This window comes from Arthrobacter sp. BI5, from assembly GCF_056680065.1.
The window spans coordinates 2,012,883-2,037,537 of the sequence record NZ_CM155264.1; the positions used below are offsets into that span (position 1 = coordinate 2,012,883).

The 24,655-nt window shown below is 69.4% G+C and carries 21 protein-coding genes; 9 read left to right on the forward strand and 12 right to left on the reverse strand.

Annotation, left to right across the window (positions count from 1 at the left end; all coding sequences use genetic code 11):
• Positions 1 to 28: 28 nt before the first annotated feature.
• A complete protein-coding gene (locus tag AC1MED_RS09135; protein ID WP_346958112.1) occupies positions 29 to 514 on the reverse strand; it encodes a pyridoxamine 5'-phosphate oxidase family protein in 486 nt (161 codons plus the stop codon).
• A gap of 161 nt (positions 515 to 675) precedes the next feature.
• Between AC1MED_RS09135 and AC1MED_RS09140 the strand changes: the two genes are divergently transcribed.
• Complete coding sequence (locus AC1MED_RS09140) at positions 676 to 2,373, forward strand: GAF domain-containing sensor histidine kinase (protein WP_479786634.1); 1,698 nt, start codon at positions 676 to 678, stop codon at positions 2,371 to 2,373.
• 44 nt (positions 2,374 to 2,417) lie between these two features.
• Here the strand turns inward: AC1MED_RS09140 and AC1MED_RS09145 are convergent, their stop codons facing one another.
• Positions 2,418 to 3,143, reverse strand: coding sequence for a response regulator transcription factor (locus AC1MED_RS09145; RefSeq protein WP_346958111.1), 726 nt, complete (start codon positions 3,141 to 3,143; stop codon positions 2,418 to 2,420).
• 363 nt (positions 3,144 to 3,506) lie between these two features.
• Between AC1MED_RS09145 and AC1MED_RS09150 the strand changes: the two genes are divergently transcribed.
• Entirely contained in the window at positions 3,507 to 3,950 is a 444-nt protein-coding gene (locus AC1MED_RS09150; protein ID WP_479783047.1) for a universal stress protein, read from the forward strand.
• A gap of 51 nt (positions 3,951 to 4,001) precedes the next feature.
• Here the strand turns inward: AC1MED_RS09150 and AC1MED_RS09155 are convergent, their stop codons facing one another.
• The 3 genes from AC1MED_RS09155 to glgC form a co-directional block, all read right to left on the reverse strand.
• Complete coding sequence (locus AC1MED_RS09155; RefSeq protein ID WP_479783048.1) at positions 4,002 to 4,469, reverse strand: pyridoxamine 5'-phosphate oxidase family protein; 468 nt, start codon at positions 4,467 to 4,469, stop codon at positions 4,002 to 4,004.
• Between the two features lie 96 nt (positions 4,470 to 4,565).
• Entirely contained in the window at positions 4,566 to 6,059 is a 1,494-nt protein-coding gene (locus AC1MED_RS09160) for an SDR family NAD(P)-dependent oxidoreductase (protein WP_479783049.1), read from the reverse strand.
• Between the two features lie 100 nt (positions 6,060 to 6,159).
• On the reverse strand, positions 6,160 to 7,578 hold the full coding sequence (gene glgC, locus AC1MED_RS09165; RefSeq protein WP_479783050.1) for a glucose-1-phosphate adenylyltransferase: 1,419 nt from the start codon (positions 7,576 to 7,578) through the stop codon (positions 6,160 to 6,162).
• Positions 7,579 to 7,681: 103 nt separating this feature from the next.
• On the opposite strand from glgC, the gene glgA reads away from it, so the two are divergent.
• Positions 7,682 to 8,881, forward strand: coding sequence for a glycogen synthase (glgA, locus tag AC1MED_RS09170; RefSeq protein ID WP_479783052.1), 1,200 nt, complete (start codon positions 7,682 to 7,684; stop codon positions 8,879 to 8,881).
• A 92-nt stretch (positions 8,882 to 8,973) separates the two neighbouring features.
• Here the strand turns inward: glgA and AC1MED_RS09175 are convergent, their stop codons facing one another.
• Together AC1MED_RS09175 and AC1MED_RS09180 are read right to left on the reverse strand one after the other, a co-directional pair.
• A complete protein-coding gene (locus AC1MED_RS09175; protein WP_479783053.1) occupies positions 8,974 to 11,160 on the reverse strand; it encodes an acyl-CoA dehydrogenase family protein in 2,187 nt (728 codons plus the stop codon).
• A gap of 110 nt (positions 11,161 to 11,270) precedes the next feature.
• Positions 11,271 to 11,981, reverse strand: coding sequence for a TetR family transcriptional regulator (locus AC1MED_RS09180; RefSeq protein WP_479783054.1), 711 nt, complete (start codon positions 11,979 to 11,981; stop codon positions 11,271 to 11,273).
• Positions 11,982 to 12,043: 62 nt separating this feature from the next.
• On the opposite strand from AC1MED_RS09180, the gene AC1MED_RS09185 reads away from it, so the two are divergent.
• From AC1MED_RS09185 to AC1MED_RS09195, 3 genes are read left to right on the forward strand one after another with little or no spacing between them, the layout of a single operon-like run.
• Positions 12,044 to 13,417, forward strand: a complete 1,374-nt coding sequence (locus AC1MED_RS09185) for an acetyl-CoA C-acetyltransferase (protein ID WP_479783055.1) — start codon at positions 12,044 to 12,046, stop codon at positions 13,415 to 13,417.
• Positions 13,418 to 13,426: 9 nt separating this feature from the next.
• On the forward strand, positions 13,427 to 14,767 hold the full coding sequence (locus tag AC1MED_RS09190) for a 3-oxoacyl-ACP reductase (protein ID WP_479783056.1): 1,341 nt from the start codon (positions 13,427 to 13,429) through the stop codon (positions 14,765 to 14,767).
• Complete coding sequence (locus AC1MED_RS09195; RefSeq protein WP_479783057.1) at positions 14,764 to 15,678, forward strand: MaoC family dehydratase; 915 nt, start codon at positions 14,764 to 14,766, stop codon at positions 15,676 to 15,678. The genes AC1MED_RS09190 and AC1MED_RS09195 overlap by 4 nt, the downstream gene beginning before the upstream one ends.
• 43 nt (positions 15,679 to 15,721) lie before the next feature.
• Here the strand turns inward: AC1MED_RS09195 and AC1MED_RS09200 are convergent, their stop codons facing one another.
• The 5 genes from AC1MED_RS09200 to AC1MED_RS09220 all read right to left on the reverse strand — a co-directional run bounded on the left by AC1MED_RS09200 (position 15,722) and on the right by AC1MED_RS09220 (position 20,422).
• Positions 15,722 to 16,897, reverse strand: coding sequence for an FUSC family protein (locus AC1MED_RS09200; protein ID WP_479783058.1), 1,176 nt, complete (start codon positions 16,895 to 16,897; stop codon positions 15,722 to 15,724).
• A gap of 69 nt (positions 16,898 to 16,966) precedes the next feature.
• Positions 16,967 to 18,115 (reverse strand): serine hydrolase domain-containing protein, encoded by a 1,149-nt coding sequence (locus AC1MED_RS09205; RefSeq protein WP_479783059.1) that lies wholly within the window; start codon positions 18,113 to 18,115, stop codon positions 16,967 to 16,969.
• A gap of 46 nt (positions 18,116 to 18,161) precedes the next feature.
• Positions 18,162 to 19,223: a glutathione S-transferase family protein gene (locus AC1MED_RS09210; RefSeq protein ID WP_479783060.1), complete on the reverse strand. Its 1,062-nt coding sequence runs from the start codon at positions 19,221 to 19,223 to the stop codon at positions 18,162 to 18,164.
• Between the two features lie 48 nt (positions 19,224 to 19,271).
• The gene (locus AC1MED_RS09215; RefSeq protein WP_479783061.1) at positions 19,272 to 20,045 is read right to left on the reverse strand and encodes a M50 family metallopeptidase; all 774 of its coding nucleotides are present in this window, start codon (positions 20,043 to 20,045) and stop codon (positions 19,272 to 19,274) included.
• Positions 20,046 to 20,068: 23 nt separating this feature from the next.
• Positions 20,069 to 20,422, reverse strand: coding sequence for a TraR/DksA family transcriptional regulator (locus tag AC1MED_RS09220; RefSeq protein ID WP_346958096.1), 354 nt, complete (start codon positions 20,420 to 20,422; stop codon positions 20,069 to 20,071).
• A gap of 164 nt (positions 20,423 to 20,586) precedes the next feature.
• Here AC1MED_RS09220 and AC1MED_RS09225 point away from each other — a divergent pair, with 164 nt between their 5' ends.
• The 3 genes from AC1MED_RS09225 to AC1MED_RS09235 all read left to right on the forward strand — a co-directional run bounded on the left by AC1MED_RS09225 (position 20,587) and on the right by AC1MED_RS09235 (position 24,637).
• A complete protein-coding gene (locus AC1MED_RS09225) occupies positions 20,587 to 21,141 on the forward strand; it encodes a hemerythrin domain-containing protein (RefSeq protein WP_479783062.1) in 555 nt (184 codons plus the stop codon).
• Positions 21,138 to 23,414 carry a 4-alpha-glucanotransferase gene (malQ, locus tag AC1MED_RS09230; RefSeq protein WP_479783063.1) on the forward strand — a complete coding sequence of 759 codons (2,277 nt, stop codon included), beginning with the start codon at positions 21,138 to 21,140 and terminating at the stop codon, positions 23,412 to 23,414. The genes AC1MED_RS09225 and malQ overlap by 4 nt, the downstream gene beginning before the upstream one ends.
• Before the next feature lie 590 nt (positions 23,415 to 24,004).
• Positions 24,005 to 24,637, forward strand: coding sequence for a GNAT family N-acetyltransferase (locus AC1MED_RS09235; RefSeq protein ID WP_479783064.1), 633 nt, complete (start codon positions 24,005 to 24,007; stop codon positions 24,635 to 24,637).
• Positions 24,638 to 24,655: the final 18 nt, after the last annotated feature.

Below are 24,655 nucleotides of genomic sequence, written 5' to 3' on the forward strand. Positions count from 1 at the left end.
CGTGGCTGGGGGTTGTTCGGGCTGGGGGTTATTCGAAACCGGAGCGGGTCGCGTCATCCAGCGGCGTCCACCAGGTCAGCGGGGGCACGATCTTGAAACGCCGTCCGGTGACGGAGTCCGGCGTGATCCGGACGAAGTGCTCCTTCTTGCCTGCCTGCCAGGGGAACAGCAGCAGGCCCACGGTGTCCAGGACCTCCTCCTGGTTCTTCACCGCGGCGGCCTGGCCCTTGATGACGACGCTCCAGGCGATCCCGCTGTCCGCGTCCACGCCGTCGGCCTCGACGGCCACCGGGGTGTCTCCGGTGGCGGCCTGCAGCTTGGTGCCCTCCGCCGTGCGGAACACGAGGGTTCCGTGGTCCACCTTGTAGTTGATCGGGAAGATGTCCGGGTGGTCGTCCACCCAGACGGCCATCCGGCCCACCGTGACGCTGCGCAACAGCCTCCAGCACTCGTGGTTCTCCAGGTTTTCGACGTCGTGGGGCTGGCCGGCGGCAGCTTTCGGATCAGTGCTCATGGCGCCGAGCCTACGTCGGCCGGCGGCGTCGGGGCTAGGGCATAACGGCCCGGCGGCGTAATAAACCTCAGCCCCTTTTAGGTCCCGGCGCTGCGGATGGGGGTATTCTGGCAACACGTCATCGGCGCGGATGTACGTCGTGAGAATTGGGGCCAATGAAGATGCATGCACCTGGTAACAGCCCGGACATCGTCTCCTCCGGCAACCCCCGGATCGAGGACCTGCTCAAGGACTTTGTCTCCCGCGCCGGAGAGCTGCTTCAGTCTCAGGAGCGCATGGCCGGCCTGCTCGAAGCCGTCGTCGCCGTGGCCGAGGACCTCAGTTTGGATGCCGTGCTGGAACGTGTGGTGCAGTCCGCGTGCCGACTCTTGCATGCCCGCTACGGCGCCCTCGGCGTGATCGGCGATGACCATGCGCTCAGCCACTTCATCACCGTCGGAATCGACGGCGAACTCGCCCGGCAGATCGGCCCGCTGCCCACCGGGCACGGGGTGCTGGGCCTGCTGATCAGCGATCCCAGGCCGCTGCGGCTCCATGACCTGCGCAAACATCCGGAGGCCTACGGTTTCCCGGAGCACCATCCGCCCATGCAGTCCTTCCTCGGCGTCCCGGTCCGGGTCCGGGACACCGTGTTCGGCAACCTTTACCTGACCGAGAAGGAAGGCGGCGGGGACTTCACCGCGGAAGATGAGGCGCTTGCGGTGGCGCTGGCCGCCGCCGCCGGCGTCGCGATCGAGAACGCGAAACTTTACGACGACTCCCGGCGCCGTGCCCGTTGGCTGGAAGCGTGCATGGACGTGTCCGGGCTGATGCTCGGCAGCGACCGGGACTACACCTCGGGTGGCCTCGATCCCATCGCGGCCCGGGCGCTGCAGGAGTCCGACTCCCAGCTGGCCCTGATTGTGGCACCGGATGTGTCCGGCCCCGGTTACATCGTGGCCGGTGCCGCGGGGGAGCGGGCGAAGAACTTCGCCGGCAAATCCTTGACCCTTGACGCACCCGAGCTGCAGGACGTGCTTAACGGCGGCGAACCGGTCATCTTCGAGCACACGGACGGGATGCTGGAAGGCACCGACGGCGGCTGCCTGGGCCCGCTGCTCGCGGTCGCCCTCAGCACCCAGGGCGCCCACCACGGGCTGCTGCTGCTGGCCCGCAAACAGGAATCGCTGCGGTACGCGCGCACCGACATCGAGATGGGGGCCGTCTTCGGCTCGCATGTGGCCCTGGCCCTGGAACTCGCCCGGGTGCACCGGCTCCGCGAGGAACTGCTGGTCTTCACCGACCGGGACCGGATCGCCCGGGACCTGCACGACCTGGTCATCCAGCGCTTGTTCGCCGCCGGGCTGAGCGTCCAGAGCCTGACCCGGTTCACCAAGGACGAACTGGCAACGGAACGGATCCGCAACATCACCGGCGAACTGGACGAGGCGATCCGCAGCCTGCGGGACACCATCTACTCGCTCAAGAGCAGCAGCGGGGAGACCGAACTGCTCAGCGGCAGGATCCGGCGCGTGACCCGCAGTTCGGCCAAATCCATGCCCTTCACGCCCCGGCTCACGCTGACCGGGCCGGTGGACGCGGTCACGCCGGACAAGGCGGACAACGTAGTGGCGGTGGTCTCCGAAGGGCTGAGCAACGCCGTCCGGCATTCCGGCGCGGATGCCATCTCGGTCTCCGTCGCCGTCATCAAGGGCCAGGTCACGGTGGTCATCACGGACAACGGCTCCGGGTTCAACGACAGCCAGGAACGCAACGGCCTGGCCAACCTGGAAGACCGGGCACGGATGCTGGACGGCCAGTGCACCATTACGACGGCGCCGGACGCCGGCACCAGCGTTGAATGGTCCGTCCCGCTCTAGCGGCTATCGGCCCCGCTCCCGGCGTGGCCTGTCCGCCGGAGCCGTCAGCGCACGCTGTGCTGCCGGGCAGCGTCGGCAGGTGTGCCCGCCGGGGCGCCGGCCGGGCTGGCGATGAAGACCGCCGCCTGGGTCCGGCGCTCGAAGCCCAGTTTGGCCAGCAGGGACGAGACGTAATTTTTCACGGTCTTTTCGGCCAGGAACATCTCGGCCGCGATCTGGCGGTTCGTCAGGCCGCCGCCGACCAGCTCCAGCACCCTGCGCTCCTGCGGCGTGAGGGCAGCGGTGCGCGGATCGACCTCCTCGGTTTCCACCAGGCTCTCAACGATCCCGGCAGCGACGCCATCCTCGAAGAGGGATTCGCCGGCCGCGGCGCGGCGCAGCGCACCGATCAGGTCGGTGCCGCCGATCTCCTTGAGGACGTAACCGGAGGCCCCGGCGAGGACGGCACCGCGCAGGGCCTGCTCGTCGTCAAAACTGGTGAGGATGATGCAGTTCAGCGAGGGATCGATGGAGCGCACGTCCCGGCAGACCTCGATTCCGGTGCCGTCGGGCAGCCGGGCGTCCAGGACACAGACGTCGGGGTGTAGCGCCGGGATCCGGCGGGTCGCCTCCACCGCAGATCCGGAGCTGCCGACCACGAGGAAGCCCTCGCCCTCTAGCAGTTCCTGCAGGCCGCGGCGGACCAGTTCGTGGTCGTCGAGGATGAACACACGGATGACAGCCGGATGGCCCTCGGCTGCAGTGAGACCGGCATCTGCCCAGGCAATCATGTTTCTCCCGTCAGGGCGCCGTTGCTGCCACGCTTCCCGCGGAGCTCCCCAGCTCGCGTCGCAGGTGCGTAACAGACTTCGCCCGTCCATCTTGTGCGGAACCCTAACCGCTGGATCCTGAGTTGTGGTGGAGTCGTACCTTCCATTGTGACCTCCAGAGGCCGCCAATGGTCGCGGGGCCCGAATATTTCTTCGCCCCGCACAGCCAGTCTCCGGCCGGCCGCCGGTCCCGGGCAAGGGCCGTTCGGCCCACGGCGGCCCGTGGGCCGGTTCGGGGCCGTGACTTTCGGCCCTAGCCCGGGCTACGCGGGCGGCGGAATCCTTGGAGCTACGCGCCGCGGGGGCACGACGAAGGGACCAGTCATGAGCGAGGCTACGGGCATTCGGACCATCCTGGTCGGCGTCGACGGATCGGAGGCCTCGGTGGAGGCGCTGCGCCAGGCCCAGGGCCTGGCGCTTCCGTTGTCCGCCAACATCGTTGCGCTGGCCTGCTGGGACGTGCCGCCGGTGTACGACGGCTACGTGGCCATGGGGATCAATGACTTTGACGTGCGCGCCGGTGAAATCCTGCAGGAAACAGTGGTGAAGGCCTTCGGCGACACCCTTCCTGCCAACGTGGAAACCCGGCTGGTCCAGGGGCATCCGCGCCGGATGCTGCTCGAGGAAAGCCGCAACGCGGACCTGCTGGTGCTGGGCCGGCGCGGACATGGCGGCTTCGGCGGCCTGCTGCTCGGCTCGGTGAGCTCCGCGCTCGTGGCGCACGCACACTGCCCCGTCCTGGTGGTGCACGCGCCGGAAAAGCGCTAGCCGGGCCGGCTCCGGGACGGATCAGCCCCGGGAAGCATTCACGGCTCCGGACTACTCAAAAGCGGCCCGGCGCGGGTCCGCAAGTCGTGTGCGCCACACATCCGGGTTGTTGACCTTGAAACGGCGACCGGTGAGGGCCTTCGGCGCCAGCCGGACGTAGTAGTTCTTCTCACCAGGCTGCCAGGGCTCCAGCAGCAGCTCGTCCACCGCGTCTTTGTCCGCCTGGTCTTCGATCAGTTCGGCCTCGCCGCGGGCAACGACGCTCCAGGCCGTCTGCTCGTGGGCGTCGTACCCGTCGATTTCAAACGCCACCGGCTTGGAGGTGATGGCGCCCCAGAGCTTTGTCCCGCCGGCGGTGCGGAACACGATCGAGCGGCGCTGCAGGACAAAGTTCACCGGGAAAACCTCCGGATGGCCGTCCACGATCAAGGCAATCCGCCCGACCACTTCGCTGTCGAGCAGCACCCAGCACTGGTCGATGGACAACTGGAAATTTGGCGGTGGCGTCGTCGTATTCACAGCTCCACGTTACGGACAGCCCTTGGGGCCCATTAGGGCCATAAGGCCCGTGGCGCCGCCACCGCGGCGCTGCTAGAACACCGCACGGGCCGGGGCCTACCAGGGGCTGGGCTTGTAGTCCTTGAGGAACACGCCGTACTGGTCCTCGCCCGACTCGCCCATAACGATCGGGTCGTAGACCCGGGCCGCGCCGTCGACAAGGTCCAGCGGGGCGTGGAAGCCTTCCTCCATCAGCCGAACCTTCGTGTAGTGGGGACGTTCGTCGGTGATCCAGCCGGTGTCGACGGCGGTCATCAGAATGCCGTCGGAGTCCAGCATTTCCTTGGCGGACGTGCGCGTCATCATGTTCAGCGCGGCCTTGGCCATGTTGGTGTGCGGGTGCCCGGGGCCCTTGTAGGCGCGGGAGAACTGGCCCTCCATGGCGCTGACGTTCACGATGTACTTCCGCCGCGCCGTGGAGCGCTTCATCGCCCCGCGCAGCCGGCTGACCAGCAGGAACGGCGCGGTGACGTTGCAGAGCTGCACTTCGAGCATCTCCAGGGGATCCACTTCGTCCACCACCTGGGTCCAGCTGTTGATGCTGGCGAGGTCCGGGACCAGGCCGCCGGCGTCGATCGCGGTGCCCGCGGCGATCCGCTCCAGTGAGGCGGAACCGGTGGACAGCGCCAGCGAGGTGATGGCGTCGCCGGCCAGCACGGGGTGCTCCAGGACCGAGCTGGCCAGGGCGAGCGGGTGCTTGTCGTGGGCGTGGCCAAAGGTGACCAGTTCGGGGCCGCCGTTGGCCGCCTGCAGCTCCGCCGGCAGCGGCTCGTCCTCGGCGTCGACGAGCGGCTTGTAGGCGTTGCCCGAGCGCCGGACCGTCTGGGCCGCGTTGTTGATGATGATGTCCAGCGGGCCGGCGGCATCGAGAGAGTCCGTCAGCGCCATCACCTGGGAGGGATCACGCAGGTCGATGCCCACGATCCGCAGCCGGTGCAGCCAGTCCGCGCTGTCCTCCATCGCGGCGAAGCGCCGGGCGGCGTCCTTGGGGAAGCGGGTGGTGATGGTGGTGTGGGCGCCGTCGCGGAGCAGCCGTAGGGCGATGTACATGCCGATCTTGGCCCGGCCGCCGGTCAACAGTGCGCGGCGGCCGCTCAGGTCGGTCCGCGCATCGCGCTTGCTGTGGCTGAAGAGGGCGCATTCGGGGCAGAGCTGGTGGTAGAAGGCGTCCACCTGCGTGTAGTGCTGCTTGCAGATGTAGCAGGGCCGCGAGCGGATCAGGTGCCCGGCGACCTCGCCGGTGGCAGAGGGCGCCAGCTTGTTCCCGCGCGTCTCGTCGTCGATCCGGTCCGGGGCCGCCGTCGCGGTCTGGGCGATCACGGCGCGGTCCGCCTCGGCGATGAGGTCCCGCTTGGTGGTCCGGCGGTGGCGCTTGACCGCCTTGAACATCTTGCCGGTCGCACGGCGGATCGAGACGTAGTCCGGGTGCTCTTCGTCGTAGACGTGGATGCTGTTGAGCACCTTGAGGCAGGCCGCGATTTCCGCGGGGGTCAGGTCAACCGGGGCCGGTGAATCGCTGGCCGGCACGGGGGGCAGATCGGGAGAGCTCATTGGGCCAATTTTACAGCCTGTCACGGCCCCGACCCGACGCCGGATATTGCTGGCCCGGAACCGGGGGCGCCGATTGGCGGCCCCGGCTCAGGCCCGCGGCTCAGTACGCCTTCGTCGAGGTCTTCCCCGGAGGCTCGACGCCGACTGCGGCGGCGTGCACCTCGCCGACCTTTTCCACGGACTCGCGTCCGGCCGGCCAGTTCTCGGTGGCCGTCTTCACGGCGTCGGGCACCAGGTACAGGTTGGCCGCGGACAGGGAGCGTTCGGCGTCGCCGGGTTCGGGCACCTCCTGGCCCTTGGACAGGACCGTGATGCCGGAATCGGTGACCTTGAAGCCGCGGGCCCGGTCCAGTTCGGGGTCCAGCCCGATCGCGGCACCGGCCGGGATCCGGACGTTCTTGTCCACGATGGCGCGCTTGACGACGGCGCCGGCCCCGACCTGCACCTTGTCCATCAGCACCGAGTCAAGGACCCGGCTGGCGGTGCCGACGTAGACGTCGTTGGAAAGCACCGAACCTTCCACGATGCCGCCGGAGATCACGACGCCGCTGGCCACGATCGAATCCAGGGCCGTGCCCACGGTGCCGCCCTCGCCGCGGACAAATTTCGCCGGCGGGGAGATGCTCTGGCGGGTGTAGATCGGCCATTCCGAGTTATACAGGTTGAACACCGGCACAGGGGAGATCAGGTCCATGTGGGCGTCGTAGAACGAATCGATGGTGCCGACGTCGCGCCAGTAGGTGCGGTCGCGTTCGGTGGAGCCGGGGATGTCGTTGAGGGTGAAGTCATAGACCCCGGCCTCGCCCTGGTCGACGAAGTAGGGAATGATGTCCCCGCCCATGTCGTGCTTGGTGTCGAGCCGCTCCGCGTCGACGTGCAGCGCCTCCACGAGGGCGTCGGCGTTGAAGACGTAGTTGCCCATGGAGGCCAGGAACTGGCTGGGATCCGCGGCGAGGCCGGGCGTCGAGGACGGCTTCTCCACGAAGGCCGCAATCTTCTCCGGGTTCTCCTGGTCCACTTCGATCACGCCGAACTGGTCGGCCATGTGCAGGGGCTGGCGCACGGCGGCCACCGTTGCCTTCGCGCCGCTGGCGACGTGCTGGGCGACCATCTGCGCGAAATCCATGCGGTACACGTGGTCCGCACCGACCACGACGACGATGTCGGGGTTGGCGTCGTGGATCAGGTTCAGGGACTGGTAGATGGCGTTGGCGCTGCCCAGGAACCAGCTCTTGCCGACCCGCTGCTGGGCGGGCACGGAGGCGATGTAATTGCCGAGCTGCGTGGACATACGCCAGGTCTCGGAAATATGCCGGTCAAGGCTGTGGGATTTGTATTGCGTGAGGACAACAATCTGCAAATACCGGGAATTGACCAGGTTGGAAAGGGCAAAATCAATCAGCCGGTAACTTCCGGCGAACGGAACGGCCGGCTTGGCCCGGTCGGCCGTCAACGGCATCAGCCTATTTCCCTCGCCACCTGCGAGGACAATGGCCAAGACTTTCTTCTGCTGCGGCATGGTGATCGCTCCTGAACGCCTTCGTCTGCTCCCCAAAACTGTCCGGTGTGCCCGGACCTCTTCACACTAGAACAGATCAGCCGGAAGGACTACCTTGGGGTTTGTGCGAATAGACATTGTGACCAAGGAATTCCCGCCCGAAATCTATGGGGGCGCCGGCGTCCACGTGGCCGAACTCAGCCGGGTGCTGGCCCAGAGGGTGGATCTGCAGGTGCGGGCCTTCGGTGCGCCGCGCACCCCGGACTACCACGGGGCGACCGTAACGTCCTACGCCGTGCCGGAGGATCTGGCCGGCGCCAACGCGGCGGTGCAGACCCTCGGCGTGGACCTGCGGATCGTTCCGGACGTCGCCGGCGCGGACCTCGTGCACTCGCACACCTGGTACGCCAACATGGCCGGGCACATCGCCTCGCTGCTGCACGGCATCCCGCACGTGCTCAGCGCGCACAGCCTGGAGCCGCTGCGGCCCTGGAAGGCAGAGCAGCTCGGCGGCGGCTACGCCCTCTCCTCCTGGGTGGAGAAAACCGCCTACGAGTCCGCCGCCGCGATCATCGCCGTGTCCGAAGGCATGCGGCAGGACATCCTGCGCAGCTACCCCGAGGTGGACCCGGCGAAGGTCCGCGTGGTCCACAACGGCATCGACGTCAGCCTCTGGAACCGTGACGAGAACGACGACGTGGTCCGTGCCCTGGGCATTGACCCGGCGCGGCCCAGCGTCGTCTTCGTGGGCCGCAACACCCGGCAGAAGGGCGTCCCGTACCTGCTGCGGGCCGCTGCGAAGCTGCCCGCCGACGTCCAGCTGGTGCTGTGCCTCGGCGCCGCGGACACGCCGGAACTCGCCGCGGAGACCGCCCGGCTGATCGAGGAACTGCAGGGCCAGCGCAGCGGCGTGATCCTCGTGGAGCGGATGCTGCCGCGCAACGAACTGGTCCAGGTCCTCAGCCACGCCACCGCGTTTGCCTGCCCGTCCATCTATGAGCCGCTCGGGATCGTGAACCTGGAGGCGATGGCCTGCGGCGCCGCGGTGGTGGCCAGCGCCACCGGTGGCATCCCCGAGGTGGTCCAGCACGGCGAGACCGGTTTGCTGGTGCAGCTTGAGCAGGTCACCGACGGCACCGGCACCCCGCTGGATCCGGAAAAGTTCGTGACGGAGTTCGCCGCGGCCCTGACCGAGGTGGTCTCCGACCCGGCCCGCGCCCGCGCGATGGGCCAGGCCGGCCGCCGCCGGGCCGAGGAGCACTTCTCCTGGGAGTCCATCACGGAGACCACCCTTGAGGTCTACCGGTCGGTCCTCCCGCAGTAGGAAACCAGGAAGCGAAGGGAACAACGACGACGGCGCCGCCCCGGCCAAGGGGCGGCGCCGTCGTCGTAAGGTGCTGTTAGTTCGCCGCGCTGTTATTTAGTGCGCTGTGCCTTGCCGGAAGCGGGCTTCCCGGCCCGGGCCTTTCCGGGGGCCTTGCCTTCCCGCGCTGTGCGGGCCAGCAGGATCTTCTCATCCAGCGGCGCCTGGCCGCTGGCGCGCTGCTGCCGGAAGAATTCCCGGGCCTCGTCCTGGCGGGTTTTCTCCGCCCCGGTGGCGATCGCGGCGCGGAGGTGCTCCGGGCCGAAATCGAAGGCGTCCACCAGGTCCAGGGCGTGCGGGCGGAGCTTGACGAGGAGCCGGTTGATGTACTCGCCCACGGTGCGGGCGCGCTGCATCGAGAGCCGGCCGTTCATCAGGTACCAGGACAGGTTTTTCTCGATCAGGGACAGGCCGAACAGGTCGCGCAGCCAGGTCAGGACCGCCTTGGTGCCGGGGTCCGTGACGTGGCCCAGTGCCTCGGTGAAGGCCTCCCACTGCAGCAGTTCGGCGTGCGCCTGGGCCGCCTCGATGAGCTCGTTCTGGTGGCTGTTGAACAGCGCCGCGGCCTGTTGTTGCGGCAGCTTGTTCGCCCCCTTCAGCGCGGAACCGACGTCGGCGACCATGGCCTGGACCCGCTCAGTCAGCAGGGCCCGCTGGCCCGCCTCGTCCTTGATGGCGCTGGCGGCTTTCTGGACCGAACCGGAGTCCGCCACAAACTGGGCGACGCCGCGCAGCCCGGTCCGGTGGATGGCCGCGCCGGTGGCCTGGCCTACGACGTAGCGGGCCAGCACGCCGAAGTCGACGTTCCGGAATTCCTTGGCGTAGTCGGCCAGCAGGCGCTTCGCGACTAGCTGCAGCAGCACGGTGTTGTCGCCTTCGAAGGTGGCGTAGACGTCCAGGTCGGCGCGCAGCGAGGCGAACCGGTTCTCGATCAGGAAGCCGGCGCCGCCGCAGGCTTCGCGGCACTCCTGCAAGGTGTCGAGGGCGTGCCAGGTGCTGAGCGGTTTCAGCGCCGCGGCCAGGGTTTCGAGGTCCTGGCGGTCCTCGTCGGTGTCGTTCCGGCCGGAGAACACGTCGTCGAACTTCTGCAGCAGCTGCTCGCTGGCGAAGCTTGCCGCATAGGTGGTGGCAAGCCGGGTGAACAGCCGGCGCTGGTGCCGCTGGTAGTCCAGCAGCACCTCCTCGTCCGTGGCGGAGGAGGCGTTGAACTGGCGGCGCTCGGAGGCGTACTGGATGGCAGTCTTGAGGGCCAATTTCGAGGCGGTCACGGCGGCGCCGTCCAGCGACACCCGGCCCTGGACCAGGGTCCCCAGCATCGTGAAGAAGCGGCGCCCCGGGCTGGCGATGGTCGAGCTGTAGGTGCCGTCGGCGTCGACGTTGCCGTATCGGTTGAGCAGGTTCGTCCGCGGGATCCGTACCTGGTTGAAGTGCAGCCGGCCGTTGTCGATGCCGTTCAGGCCGCCTTTGACCCCGTCGTCCTCGCCGCCGATGCCGGGAAGGAATTCCTTGGTCTGCGGGTCGCGCAGGTCCATGTAGAACGCGTGCACGCCATGGTTGATGCCGTTGGTCACCAGCTGGGCGAAGACGACGGCGGCGAGGCCGTCGGTGGCCGCGTTGCCGATGTAGTCCTTCCAGGCCGCGCGGAACGGTGTGTGCACCACGAATTCGCCGGCGGCCGGGTCGTAGGTGGCGGTGGTGGCGATGCTGGCGACGTCCGAGCCGTGGCCGGTCTCGGTCATGGCGAAGCAGCCCGGGATCTCCAGGCTCATGATGCCCGGCAGCCACTTCTTGTGGTGTTCCTCGGTGCCGAGGTGGTTCACGGCGGAGCCGAAGAGCCCCCACTGCACGCCGGCCTTGATCTGCAGCGAGGGGTCGGCAATGACCAGCTCCTGGAAGCCCGCCACGTTGCCGCCGTGCTCGTCCGCGCCGCCGACCTCCGCCGGGAAGGCGCGGTGCACGGCGCCGTTGTCCACCAGGATCTTCAGCTGGCCGAAGACCCGCTGCCGGTGTTCGGTGTGGGTCAGCCCCTCGGTCTTGTGCAGTTCCGGCCGGCCGGCCAGCTCGCGGGCCTGCCGGCGGACCGCCGCCCACTTGCCCAGCAGCTGCTCGCCGAGCGCGGCGACGTCGACGGCGGGGGTCCCGGCGGCATGGGTTCCGGTGGCGGAGGCGGCCGGCGAGGTCCTGGTTCCGGTGGCCGGGGGAGTGAGGCGGCCCGCGGCGCGGTCGGCTAGTTCAGTCATGTCGATTCCTTCGTTGGCACTGACATTGCGGTTGCTGGCAAGTTGCGGTGCTGGCAATTTGCCGCTTTGGCGATTGATGGTTGGCAGTAAGAGGTTCGGGCAGTGGTGGTCTAGGGCCGGGTGTCCGGTGCGGGGCCCGGCGGGTCCTGCAGTTCGGGCGCGATGCCGAAACAGAGCCAGTCGGTGATCTGGCGGGCCATCGCTTCCTGGCCCGGCCTGGCCGGGGAGGCCGGGCTGGCCAGCCACTGTTCGCCCGCGTTCCGGACCAGGCCGATCGCGGCGTTCGGCCAGTAGCCGATCACGGCTTCCTTGCCCGGAACGGCGCGCAGCTGGTTCCGCATGGGCAGGGCGATCATCTCGCTGATCGCAGCGAAGAAGTGGCCCAGCGCCCCGGCCGCGGCGAGGGAACCTGAGTGGCTCTCGGCGTCGCCGGGTGCGTAACGGGTGACAAAGGTATAGACGTTCGGGCTGGTCTCGGCCATTTGCAGGTAGGCGGAGACCATGGCGTACAGCCCTTCGCGCGGGGTCTGGGCGGCCTGGGCGGCTTCCTGGATGCGCCGCTGCATCTGGTTCAGCACCACCTCGCCCACGGCCTGCTGGAGGCCGGCCTTGTCGCCAAAATAGCGGTAGAAGACGGACTTGGACGTCCCGGCCGCCGCGGCGATGTCCTCCATTGAGGCTTCGCTGCCCAGCGCGTGCACCGCCTTGCGCGCCGACTTGATCAGTTCGCGGCGCCGCTCCTCGCGGTGGGACTGCCAGCGGGAGGCGCGGCCGTCGACGGGGCCGCCCGGAGCGGGGGGTTCAGCCTGGAGGATGTTCACGATACCCAGCGTATCAGGTACGCTGGGTATCAGTAATCCGCTTTGATCAAAGGAGACAGCACATGCCTGAAAACGGAACGTCCACGACCGGACCGAAGGACAGCACGGCGCCTGCCGCCGCAGCAGCAGCCGCGGCCCCGCAGCTCCGCAAGGCCGTGGTGGTCGGCGGCAACCGCATCCCCTTTGCCCGGACCGGCGGCGCCTACACCAAGTCCTCCAACCAGGACATGCTCACCGCTGCACTGGACGGGCTCATTGCCCGGTTCGGCCTGCAGGACGAGCGGATCGGCGAGGTTGCTGCCGGGGCGGTCCTGAAGCATTCCCGCGACTTCAACCTCACCCGCGAGGCTGTGCTCGGCTCGGCGCTGTCCGCCGAGACCCCCGCGTACGACCTGCAGCAGGCCTGCGCCACCGGCCTTGAGACCGTGCTGGGCCTGGCCAACAAGATCAAACTGGGCCAGATCGAGTCCGCCATTGCCGGCGGCGTCGACTCCGCCTCGGACGCCCCGATCGCCGTCAGCGAAGGGCTGCGCGAAATCCTGTTGGACCTGAGCCGTGCCAAAACACTGCCGCAGCGGCTGCAGGTACTCAGCCGGCTCCGGCCCAAGGACCTCGCCCCGGACGCCCCGAACACCGGCGAGCCGCGGACCGGACTGTCCATGGGCGAACACCAGGCGCTCACCACCGCGCAGTGGAAGATCACCCGGGAGGCCCAGGACGAACTGGCGTACAACAGCCACCGCAACCTGGCAGCGGCCTACGACGCCGGTTTCTTCGATGACCTCCTCACCCCGTACCGCGGGCTCAGCAAGGACTCCAACCTGCGCCCGGACACCACGCTCGAGAAGCTCGCGGGCCTGAAGCCGGTCTTCGGCAAGAACCTCGGCGCTGAAGCGACCATGACGGCCGGCAATTCCACCCCGCTCACCGACGGCGCTTCCACCGTGCTGCTCGCCACCGAGGAATGGGCCGACGCGCACGACCTGCCGAAACTGGCCACCGTCCTCGACGGCGAGGCCGCCGCCGTCGACTTTGTCCACGGCAAGGACGGGCTGCTGATGGCGCCGGCGTTCGCCGTCCCGCGCCTGCTGGTCCGCCACGGCCTGAGCTTCGCGGACATCGACTTCTTCGAAATCCATGAGGCGTTCGCCGGCACCGTGCTGAGCACCCTGGCCGCGTGGGAGGACGAGGAGTTCTGCCGCACCCGGCTCGGCCTCGACGGCGCGCTCGGCAGCATCGACCGGGCCCGGCTCAACGTCAACGGCTCCTCCCTCGCCGCGGGGCACCCCTTCGCCGCCACCGGCGGACGGATCGTCGCCTCGCTGGCGAAGATGCTGCACGCCAAGGGGCAGGTCGACGGCCGGCCAGCACGCGGCCTGATCTCCATCTGCGCCGCCGGCGGCCAGGGCGTCGTCGCTATTCTCGAAGCACACTAGGGGAACCGAATGACTGACAAATACACCCAGTTTGTGAGCAAGGGCCTCGGCAAGGACATCGCCCGGAAGCTCGGCCTGCCGCAGCCCGTAGCGCTCCGGCGGCACCAGCCCGGCCAGCCGCTGGTCCAGGGACCCGTGCTGGTACAGGGCACCGGCAGTGGGGCCGATGAACTCGCCGCCGCGCTGCTTTCCTGGGATCTCGACGTCCGCCGCCACGCCGTGCCGCGCGAGAAGCTCGGCGCGATCATCCTGGTGCTGGACGAGGCGGCCCGGCCCGAAGACCTGGAAAAGCCCGTGCTCAGCGCCGCGGCCTCGCTCCGGGACCTCGCCGCGAACGCCCGCGTGGTGACTGTCTCCCGCGCCGCCGCGGGCACCGCGGATCCGGCCGCTGCGGCGGCCCGGCAGGGCATCGACGGGTTGTTGCGCTCCCTGGCCAAGGAACTGCGCGCCGGCGCCACCGGCAACGGCATCCTGCTGGCCGACGACGCGCGGACTACGAGCCCCAGCGCCCTGGGTGCGCTCCGGTTCTTCCTCTCCGGGCGTTCCGCTTTTGTGGACGGCCAGTTCCTCACCGTCTCCTCCGGGGCTGGTCAGCTGCCGGTCGACGCCGAGAAGCCGCTGGCGGGTAAGGTCGCGGTTGTGACCGGAGCCGCCCGCGGAATCGGCGCGGCGATTGCCCGCACGCTGTACCGCGACGGCGCCACCGTCGTCGCCGTCGACGTCCCGGCCGCCGGGGACCACCTCGCCAAGGTCGCCAATGAGGTGCACGGTACCGCCCTGCAGCTGGACATCAGCCGGGACGACGCGGGACAGCGCATCATCGACCACGCCGTGGAGCGCCACGGCGGGCTGGACATCGTGATCCACAACGCCGGCATCACGCGGGACAAACTGCTGGCCAACATGGACCAGTCCCGCTGGAGCTCGGTGATTGCCGTGAATATCGCCGCCCAGCTGCGGATCAACGAGGCGCTGCTGGCCTCGGAGCACTTCCGGAACTCGCCGCGGATTGTCTCGGTTGCCTCCACCAGCGGCATCGCCGGGAACCGCGGGCAGACCAACTACGCCGCGTCCAAGGGCGGCGTGATGGGCATGGTCCGTGCCACGGCGCCGCTGCTCGCCGCGCACGGCGGCTCGATCAACGCCGTCGCGCCCGGTTTCATTGAGACCGAGATGACGGCCCGGATCCCGTTCGCCACCCGCGAGGTAGCCCGGCGGCTCAATTCACTGCAGCAGGGCGGCCAGCCCGGAGACGTGGCGGAGGCCATCGCGTTCCTGGCCAGCGACGCGGCCGGCGGGATCTCCGGCGAGGTGCTGCGCGTTTGCGGGCAGAACCTGGTGGGCGCATGACCGGGAGTCAGCCCGTGATCCTGGCCGAGATGCCGTCGCTCTCCAAGCTGTACGTCAACGCCGCCGCCACCGCGGCGCGCCGCCGGCTTCTGGGGGCGCACGCCGGCACGCAGCTTCCCGGTGTCAGCCACGAGGTCCGCGGTGTCAAAGCCGGAGTCACGAACCTGACGGCCTACCAGCACCTGATCGGCGAAACCGCCAGCGATGTGCTGCCGGCCGGATTCATCCACGCCCTGACGTTCCCGCTGTCCATGTCCGTGATGAACCGGGACGACTTCCCGTTGCCGCTGCTGGGGATGATCCACCTCACTAACAAGGTGGTCCAGTCCGCCCCGGTGCTGTTTACCGAAGCGCTGGACATCCGGGCCTGGGCGGAAAACCTGCGAGGGCACCGGTCCGGCACCCAACTGGACGTGGTGGCGGTGGTGCGCGGGGCCGGGGAGGACTTCGTCCGCTGGCGCGGCGTGTCCACCTACCTGGCGAAGGGTGTGTTCCTGCCGGGAATCGACAAGCCGTCCGCGGCCGCCGCGGACGGGGGGTTCCGCGCGCCGGATCCGACGGCGTTGTGGCAGCTCGGCGTTGACACCGGCCGGGCGTACGCCGCCGTTTCGGGTGACTTCAACCCGATCCACCTCAGTGTTCTCAGCGCCAAGGCCCTGGGCATGCGGCGCTCCATCGCGCACGGCATGTACCTTGCCTCGAGGGCGCTGGCCGACGTCGGCGCCGCGAAGGGCGACGCTTTCAGCTGGGACGTGGCGTTCGAGGCGCCGGTATTCCTGCCGGCCAGGGTGGCGCTGGACATCAGTACCGTGCAGTCGGACGACGGCGGGTGGGTACGCTCCGAGTATGTGGCGTGGAGCCCGCATTCGGGGCGCAAACACTTCAGCGGAGCGGTGGCGTCGCTGAAATAGCCCGCACCCTGCGCAACGACGGCGGCGGCTGGCTGTGTGGCGGCTAGCTGGGGCCCGCGGGCGCGGCATCCGCTTCGCGGTTTCCACCGCCTGATTTCCCACCGCCGGATTTCGCCACGCGCAACATCCGGTGCAGGCTCAGCAGGATCGACTCGACGGCGCTGGGGGCGCCGACGGAGTGGTCCTCGGCCGCGACCCGGGCGGTAAAGGCCTTGACCGCGGAGTCGGCTTCCTCAATGAGTTCGGCCTGCCGCTGTGGTTCCTCCTCCTCGGCGGCGCGCAGGACGTCGCCCACCAGGGTCATGGCCTCGGCAAGCGGCTCGGCGTACCCGTCCGGGATCACAAAAGGGGTGTCCGTCGCCCAGATGACGTCCGAGAGCACCTGCGTCACATCCTGGATGTGGAAGGTTAGCCGTTCCAGATCGCGCAGGTCGCGGTAGTCCGCCTCCACGTCGCGGGGATGCAACCGGCGCCGCGGATTGGCTTGGCGGCTCGCGTCCGCTTTCTGCACGGCGGCCCGCACGGACCGCGCGCGCCCGGCGAGCGCCTCGGAGCGGCGCGACCAGTCCTCATGTTCCGGCGGCCAGTTCTCACGCAGGGCCTTGCCCATGTCCCAGAGCTGCTGCGCCAGCGCCAGCCGCAGCTCGGCCAGGCTGAGTGCGGCGGCCTTGAAGTGCAGCGGCGGGAAGACGAGCAGGTTCACCACGATGCCGACGCTGACGCCGACGCCCATCTGGAAGAGATAGCCGAAGGAGAACTTGTCCGGGTTGTGCCCGCCGACCAGCAGCACCAGCAGCGCCGCCGTCGGGATCCAGTCGCTGCCCGAGCCGATCCGGGGCAGCCCGGCGAGGATGACGCCGAGTCCCATCACGATGGCGACGGTGACGGGACTCGGGTCGCCGAGGCTGAACAGCACAAAGGCCAGGCCGATCCCGATGGCCAGGCCGACGAGGGTCTGGAAGCCCTGGCGCATGGAACCGGAAACATTTTCGTACATCGCGACCAGCGCGCCGAGCGGGGCGTAGTACGGGTAGTCCGCCGCGGATCCGGGCATAAACGGGGCAATGAAAAACGCCAGGCCGGCGGCAATCGCCGCCTTCGTGGCCAGTTGCAGGCGCGGCCACAGCAGGGCAGCGGACACACTCCCGGCCGCGGCGCGGCCCAGCCGGCGGATTCGCGAGGGGTGTGCTCCGTCGACGTGTTCTTTTTCGTGTGCCATCCCGGCTCACCCTAGGGCCGCGTCGTTGCTGCGACAACTGGACGAACTCCGCCGGCGCCGCTGATGGCGTCAGGCGCAGGCGTGGCAGGCTTGCCGGACCGCGGCGGAGAGCCGGTGGGCCTTGCCGCCGGTGCGGCCTTGCTCACTGCGCCGGGGGACGTAGCCGAAGCCGATCCCGTAGCCCGGGTCGGCGAAGCCCAGCGCGGCGTTGGCGCCCTCGTGGCCGAAGGCGAGGTGGCTGCCGAAGTCCCGGCCGGGCTGCGGCTTCGTAAACACCACGGCGAACGCATTGTCCTGTCCCGAGGAACGGTCCAGGCCCCAGACCTGCTCTTCGGCCATCAGCCCGATGGTCGCGGGCGCCAGGAAACCGGGACCGCCGTCGACGCCCGTGGTGGCCGCGGCATAGAGCCGGGCGAGCCCTTCCGCCGAGCCGATCCCCCCGGCGCTGCTCATGCCGGCGGCACGGACGCCGCGGTGGTTGGGCAGCTCCATGATGCCGCTGACCGGAGCGTTGCTGTTCAGGCCGGCATAGCCGAGCGGGTCCAGCCACTCCGCGGCCGGGTCATCCGTGTAGAGCACCTCCCGGAAGCGCGGCTCCTCCCCGGCGGGCAGGCCCAGGAAGAAGTCGATGCCGAACGGACGGCGGAGCCGCTCATCGTAGAGTTCCTGCAGCGGCGCGCCCGCGGTCCTCCTGCAGAGTTCCTCCATCAAAATGCCGATGGTCAGCGCGTGGTAGCCGAAGATGTGTCCCGGACGCCACAGCGGCGCGGCGTCGGCCAAGCGGCGGGCGGCTTCCGGCGTCGTGAACTCCTCGAGCGAGAAGCCGCCAGGGATACCCGGCAGGCCCGCCTGGTGGGAGAGGGCCTGCCGGACGGTGAGCCGGTCCTTGCCGCGGGCGCCGAATTCGGGCCAGTAGGACGCCACGGTGGCGTCCAGGTCCAGCAGCCCGTCCTGCACCAGCAGGGCGATGACGAAGGCCGCGGCGCCTTTCGAGCAGGAGTAGGTTCCGGTGATGTCACCCGGGCCCAGGCCGGGACCGCCGCTGAGGTCAAGGACCTTGGCGCCTCCGCGGTACACCGCCAGCTGCGCACTGTACTCGGGGTCCTGGGCCAGGAACGTGTCAAAGAGTTCACGGACGGCCGCAAACTCCGGGGCGGCGGTTCCGGCCGAGAGTGACGGAGCCAGGGGCTGCGCGGCCGGGGTGGGGGAGAGTTTCATGGCCCCACCCTAGCGCCGCCCGCCCGCTGCCCGGCGCCGCCGGAGCTTAGGCAGCGCCGTGTCCGGCGGTGACTTCCTCGCCGGCCCGGACGGGGCCGGGCGGCGTACCGTCGCCGAAGGGCCTGCCGCCGAGGGCTTCCCGGCCATGCGCCGTGAGCCAGTTGCCCAGCGCCGGGCCCTTCGGGACGACCCCGGTGGGGTTGATGTCCTCATGGACGATGTAATAGTGCTGCTTGATCTGCACGAAATCCGTGGTGTCGCCGAAACCGGGGGTCTGGAACAGATCGCGGGCGTAGCCCCACAGCGCAGGCATTTCGCTGAGCTTCTGCCGGTTGCACTTGAAGTGCCCGTGGTAGACGGCGTCGAAGCGTGCCAGCGTGGTGAACAGCCGGACGTCCGCTTCGGTGATCGTGTCGCCCACAAGGTAGCGCTGGCTGGTAAGCCGATCCTCCAGCCAGTCCAGCGCCGTCCACAGGCGGTCGTAGGCGGCGTCGTAGGCGTCCTGGGAGCCGGCAAAGCCGCAGCGGTAGACGCCGTTGTTCACCTCGGTGAAGACGCGCTTGTTGACGGCGTCGATCTCTTCGCGAAGGGCCTCGGGGTAGAGGTCCGGGGCGCCGGCACGGTGGAACTCGGTCCATTCGGTGGAGAAGTCGAGGGTGATCTGCGGGAAGTTGTTGGTCACCACCGCGCCGCTGGGGATGTCAACGATGGCCGGGACCGTGATGCCGCGCGGGTAGTCCGGGAAGCGGCGGAAATAGGCCTCCTGGATCCGCTCAATGCCGAGGACGGGGTCCTTGCCGCCGGGGTCAAGGTCGAAGGTCCAGGACCGGGCATCGTGGGTGGGTCCGGGCTGGCCAAGGGAGATCACGTCTTCCAGTCCCAGCAGCCGCCGCACAATCACGGTGCGGTTGGCCCAGGGGCAGGCCCGGGCAGCGACCAGCCGGTAGCGTCCGGGCTCAACGGGCCAGCCGGGCTCGCCGTTGGCACCTGGGGCGCCGTCGCGGGTGATCCGGTCCTCGATGTAGTTGGTGTCCCGGTTGAACTCCGCGCCGCCGGTGACATAGGCGCCCCTGGTGCTGAATTCCGTGCTTGTGGTTGTCTCACTCATGCTCCCAGCCTATGTGCAGTGCCTGGCGGGCGCATGCTGGGGGCGTGCCTAGGGCAGCAGGCCGGCGAGGACGGGTGCCATCGGCTGCCAGGCGGCCCACCAGGCCGCTGCCACCACCAGCGCGAACAGTCCAATCCAGGCGAACGCCGGCAGCGGCGTGGACCGGGACAACAGGTACGCGTCCGACGTCGAGAGCCGGTTCCGGTGTCTGGTGTGCACCGCCGCTAGCTTGCCAAGGTCCCGGACGGCGGCCACCAGCAGCGCGAGGCCCAGGCCGATCATCACGTGGCCAATAAACACCGCCGGGACGAACAGCACTAGCAGCACCGCGGCGATCACCGCCGCGGCCGTGATCAGTACACCGGCGCCGTTGCGCAGGAAGGCAAAGGACAGCAGCAGCAGGAGGGTGCCGGCCGACATCGCCGCCGGGCCCCAGCCATTGAAGCCGGACCAGACCATCGCGGCGCCCACCACGGCGGGGACCGGGTAGCCCCAGAACGTCGACCAAACCGCGGCCAGCGGGCGGCGGCTGTAGCTGGTGGTGGTGCCGGAATGGTCCAGGCCCAGCCGGATGCCGCCAAGCCGCTGCCCCGTCATCAGGGCGGCGAACGCGTGGCCCAGCTCGTGGGTCACGGTGGCGAGCAGGCCAAAGTACCGCCAGCTGGCGCGCGGCAAGGACAGCACGACGGCGACGGCGACCACCAGCAGAAGCTCGGTACCGGTCACCACCGGAGCGGGGGCGTGGCTGAACCCGGCCACGATCCGCTGCCACCACGTGCCGGCGAGGTCGTTGGCGGCAAGGGTTGTTGCGTCAATGCTCATGGGGGACTGCGACGCCTTCCCGGTCAGGCGCGCCCGGCGCTGTGCCGGATGCAGTAGGGCGTCCACGGCCTGGCTTCCAGCCGGCCCTCGGCGATGGGCTCGCCGCAGACTTCGCAGATCCCGTAGCTGCCGGCGTCGATGCGGGCCAGCGCCGCCTCGATGTGGGTGAGCCCCGCCCTGCTCTGTTCCAGCAGCGCGGTCGCCTGGGAGAGTTCGAAGGCGATCGTCGCGCCCTCCGGATCGTGTTCGTCGTCGACGTTGGAGTCCTGCCGCGCGGCGTTCACTGAGGTGATGTCCTTGCGGAGGGCGGGCAGCAGGGCAAGTTTCCGGTCGCGCTCCTCGGTGAGGAGGACCCGGAAACGTTCGACGTCAACCATAAGATACAAGGCTAGCGCGGCGGGCTGTGCGGCGGCGAAACGCTCCCGGCCGCCGAGCATCGCGGCACGGACCGGGAGAGCGTGCGCCGGGCCGAAAGGCCTGTTGCCGGGAGCCGGACCGGACGTACAGTGGGACCAGAATCCCGCCCAGCCAGGGAGATGCCATGCAGACGCCGGTTCCCAAGAACGCCGAGGACGAAGCCCGGGCGCTCGCTGCCGTACAGACCCACCACGCGGGGATGCTCAAACGGCTTGATGCGCTGGTCACCGCGCTCACCCATGCGGTGCGGGCAGATGATGCCGTAGCGGAGCACGACGCTCACGAGGTGCTGGTCGAATGGTGCGAGACCGAACTGGTCCCGCACGCGCTCGCCGAGGAGGGGCCGCTGTACGGCGGCGCCGGTGACGCCCCGGAGGGCCGGCTGCTGGTAGCGGGGATGCTCGCTGAACACCAGGTGATCGTTGGGCTCGTCGAACGCCTCCGGGCCGCGCAGGGGGTCGACGCCGCCGTCGCCGCCGGCGCGATCGGCGAGGTGTTCACCCTGCACCTGGACAAGGAGAACCGCCTCTTGATGCCGTTCATCGTGGCGTCGCCCGGGCTCAGCCTGGCCGGGTCCGTCGCCGGGCTGCACGAACTGGTGGGAGAGGCCCACGTCCACGCCATCCAGCACAGCGCCGAGCCGCCGGCACGCCCGGTCGACGGCTCGGCGCGCCCATGACGGACGGCAGCGAGCCGCGCAACGCCGGACCGGGACCGGCGGACGACGCCGACGCCCTGTTGCGCGAACTGGCGGCGGCCCACGGGGTGGGGACCTCTTACTGGGGCTGGGACGGGGTGGAACGCGCGGTGGCCGGCAGCACCCTGCGCCGGGTCCTCACTGCCCTGGGCATAGCCACCGATGGCGCGGGGCAGCTGCGGGCTTCCCTGGCCGAGGCTGAAGTGGCTCCCTGGCGGCGGCTCCTGCCGCCCATTGTGGTGGCACGTGAGGGGTCCGCGGCCGCTTTCCACGTCCACGTGCCGCATGGCAGCCACGTCAGCGTATGGGTCGTCACGGAGGACGGAACGCGGCGCGAGACCCGGCAACTGGAGAACTGGGAGGCGCCCCGCGACGTCGACGGTGTCCTCACCGGGCGGGCGAGCTTCGGTATCCCGGACGGTCTGGCGCTGGGCTGGCACACCATCCTGGCCGACGGGTCCGGCACCCGCGCCGAGTGTCCCCTTGTGGTCACCCCGCAGCGGCTGCGGACCACCGAGGCGTTGGCGGGCCGCCGCGGCTGGGGACTCACGGCCCAGCTCTACTCCGTCAGGTCCGCGCGGTCCTGGGGGATTGGCGACTTCGCCGATCTGGCCGACCTCGCCGCGGTGGCAGGAGCCGAGGGGGCGGGCTTCGTCCTAGTCAATCCGCTGCACGCCGCAGAGCCCCGACCGCCGGTGGAGGACTCGCCGTACCTGCCCACCACCAGGCGCTTCTTCAACCCGTTGTACATCCGGGTGGAGGAGATCCCGGAGTACGCCTACCTGGCCCCGCAGGCCCTGTCCGAAACCGAGCGGCTAGCGTCCCGCCTGCACGCCGCCAACCGGGAGTCGGCGCTGCTGGACCGCAACTCCAGTTATCAGGCGAAGCTGGACGCGCTCGAGCTCGTGTTCCGGGTCCGTCGGGGCCCGGCGCGCTCACGCCGCTTCAGCGATTTCTGCCGTGACCAGGGGCAGGGGCTCGACGACTTCGCCCTGTGGTCGGCTCTCGCGGAGTCCCTCGGCCCGTCGGCCCGCGACTGGGACGACGTCGCGTCCTCACCGGACACCGGGTACGCCACGGAGCAACGGGCGGCGCTCGCGGACCGCATCGAGTTCCACCGCTGGCTGCAGTGGATCTGCGACCAACAACTCGAATCGGCACAGGACGCGGCTCGGCGGTCCGGCATGGACATCGGGATCGTGCACGATCTGGCGGTCGGTGTGAAGCTCGGCGGCGCCGACGCCTGGGCGCTCGGCGGCGTCCTCGCGCAGGGCGTGACGGTGGGCGCGCCGCCGGACATGTTCAACCAGCAGGGCCAGAACTGGACACAGCCTCCGTGGCACCCGGGGAAGCTGGCCGAGTCCGGCTACGCCGCCTACCGGGACATGCTGCGGACCGTACTGCGCCATGCCGGCGGAATCCGGGTGGACCACGTCCTGGGCCTGTTCCGGCTCTGGTGGATTCCGGAAGGCGCCGGGCCGGGCGAGGGCACCTACGTGTACTACGACCACGAAGCCTTGGTCGGCATCCTGGCCCTCGAAGCACAGCGCGCCGGTGCCATTGTCATCGGCGAAGACCTCGGCGTCTTCGAGCCCTGGGTCCGGGACTACCTGGCGGAACGCGGGATCTTCGGCACCTCGATCCTCTGGTTCGAACACGACGACGACGGCCCGCTGGCGCCGGAACGCTACCGGCAACAATGCCTGACCAGCGTCAATACCCATGACCTGCCGCCCACCGCGGGCTATCTGGCCGGCGCACATGTAACCCTGCGGGAGTCCCTCGGATTGCTGCGGCGTCCGGTGGCAGAAGAACGTGCCGCCGACGCCGCGGACCAGGACGCGGTGCTGGCGCTGGTGCGGCAACACGGACTGCTGCCGGCGGCGGGAGCCGCAGGGGAGCAGGCCACAGTGGAGGCGCTGTACGAGTTCACGGCCCTTACGCCGTCGTCCCTGCTGGGAGTAGCGCTGGTGGATGCTGTGGGGGAGACCCGCACCCAGAACCAGCCGGGCACCAGCACCGAATACCCCAACTGGTGCATACCGCTCGCCGGGCCGGACGGCGTCGTCCTCATCGAGGAGCTGCCGGACAACGCCAGGTTCCATTCCCTCCTCGGCACCGTTCAGCAGGCCCTGCACCGCGGTGCCCGGACGGAGGAAGCTGATGAGGCGAGCCCCGAGGATGGCCGGGGCGGCACCGGCGCGGGGAATATCCGGCGCCGTCACGGGAACGGCGGGCGCGGCGACGAGTTATAGCCTCGCGGTGATCGGCGGCGTTCCCTACGGCTCAACCCGGCAGGGGGAACGCGCTGGAGCGGCTTGCCCCTGTCCGTTCGGTCTTCTTCCCGGTCCCCGGCCGCGCCTCGAAATGGAAGTCGTTCTACGGTCCCTCGGGCACTGTCTCGAACCTGAGCCGGGTGACCATCGAGGGTGCTTCCACCGCTAACGAATGGGTTCGCCTCAACGTCGTTTCCGGCTCTGAAGTACTCCAGATCCAGCGTGTCCCCTACATTTAGCGGATGGTCTCAAACCGGCCTTGCGGGTTCGGCGAGGAGGACATCCGTGGGCTGGAATCTCGCTGACGCGATTTCCGCGCCGGTTCCGGGCGGACGCACCTTGGGCCCGGGATGCGTCGGTCCGATTCCGCAGCGTTTTTCGGAAACCGCCGCGGGGCCCCGACACGGCCTTACGCCCTCGGCGTGGACCCCCGTGGTGCCGCCCGCCAGCGTGTCGTTGCGGGGTGGGGCACCGGGGTGATAATTTCTGTTGCCGCCGCATATTTGCGGACAACGACGGCTCCCGGATTTCCCCGCTCCGACGCATCCCCGCGCACCAGAAAGGCCGCAATGGCGCTGCTCCTTCCCGACACTTTGCCGACCCTTCAAACGGTCACCGGCAGGTTTGTCCTGGCACCATTCACGCCGCTCGACGTCGAGCCGCTGGCCCGGCTGCTGGGCCGCGACGAAATCTGGTCCCAGGGCTTCAGCGACAGTGAGGGCCGGCCTGCCGGCGAGGCGGACCTGACGGCGTTCGTGGAGCGGCGCTTCGCAGGGCTGCAGGTCTTCTCGGTGTACCAGAAGCTCCCGCTGGGACAGTCCCGCTTCATCGGTACCACTGGTATCACCGAACACGACGACGGGACCGAGCGGGTGAAGATCGGCCGCACCGTGCTGGACCCGGACTTCTGGGGGGCGAAGGTGAACCACGAGGTGAAAATCAGCCTGCTTGACTGGTTGTTCTCCTGCGGGGCCGGCCGGATCGAATGCGATGTGGATGCCCGCAACCAGCGGTCGCTGTCCTCGCTGGCGCGCTTCGGATTCACGGCCGAGGGAACCCGGCGCCGGTCCTCCCGGAACGCCGACGGCCTCTGGCGCGACTTCGTCATCTTGTCGCTGCTGACCGAGGAGTGGCCGGTCCTGCGGCCCCGCGCGCTGTCCTCGCTGGCCGGCCACATGCCCGCCGGGCTGCTCGCCGTTTAGGTTCTCCCGGCCGGCTTG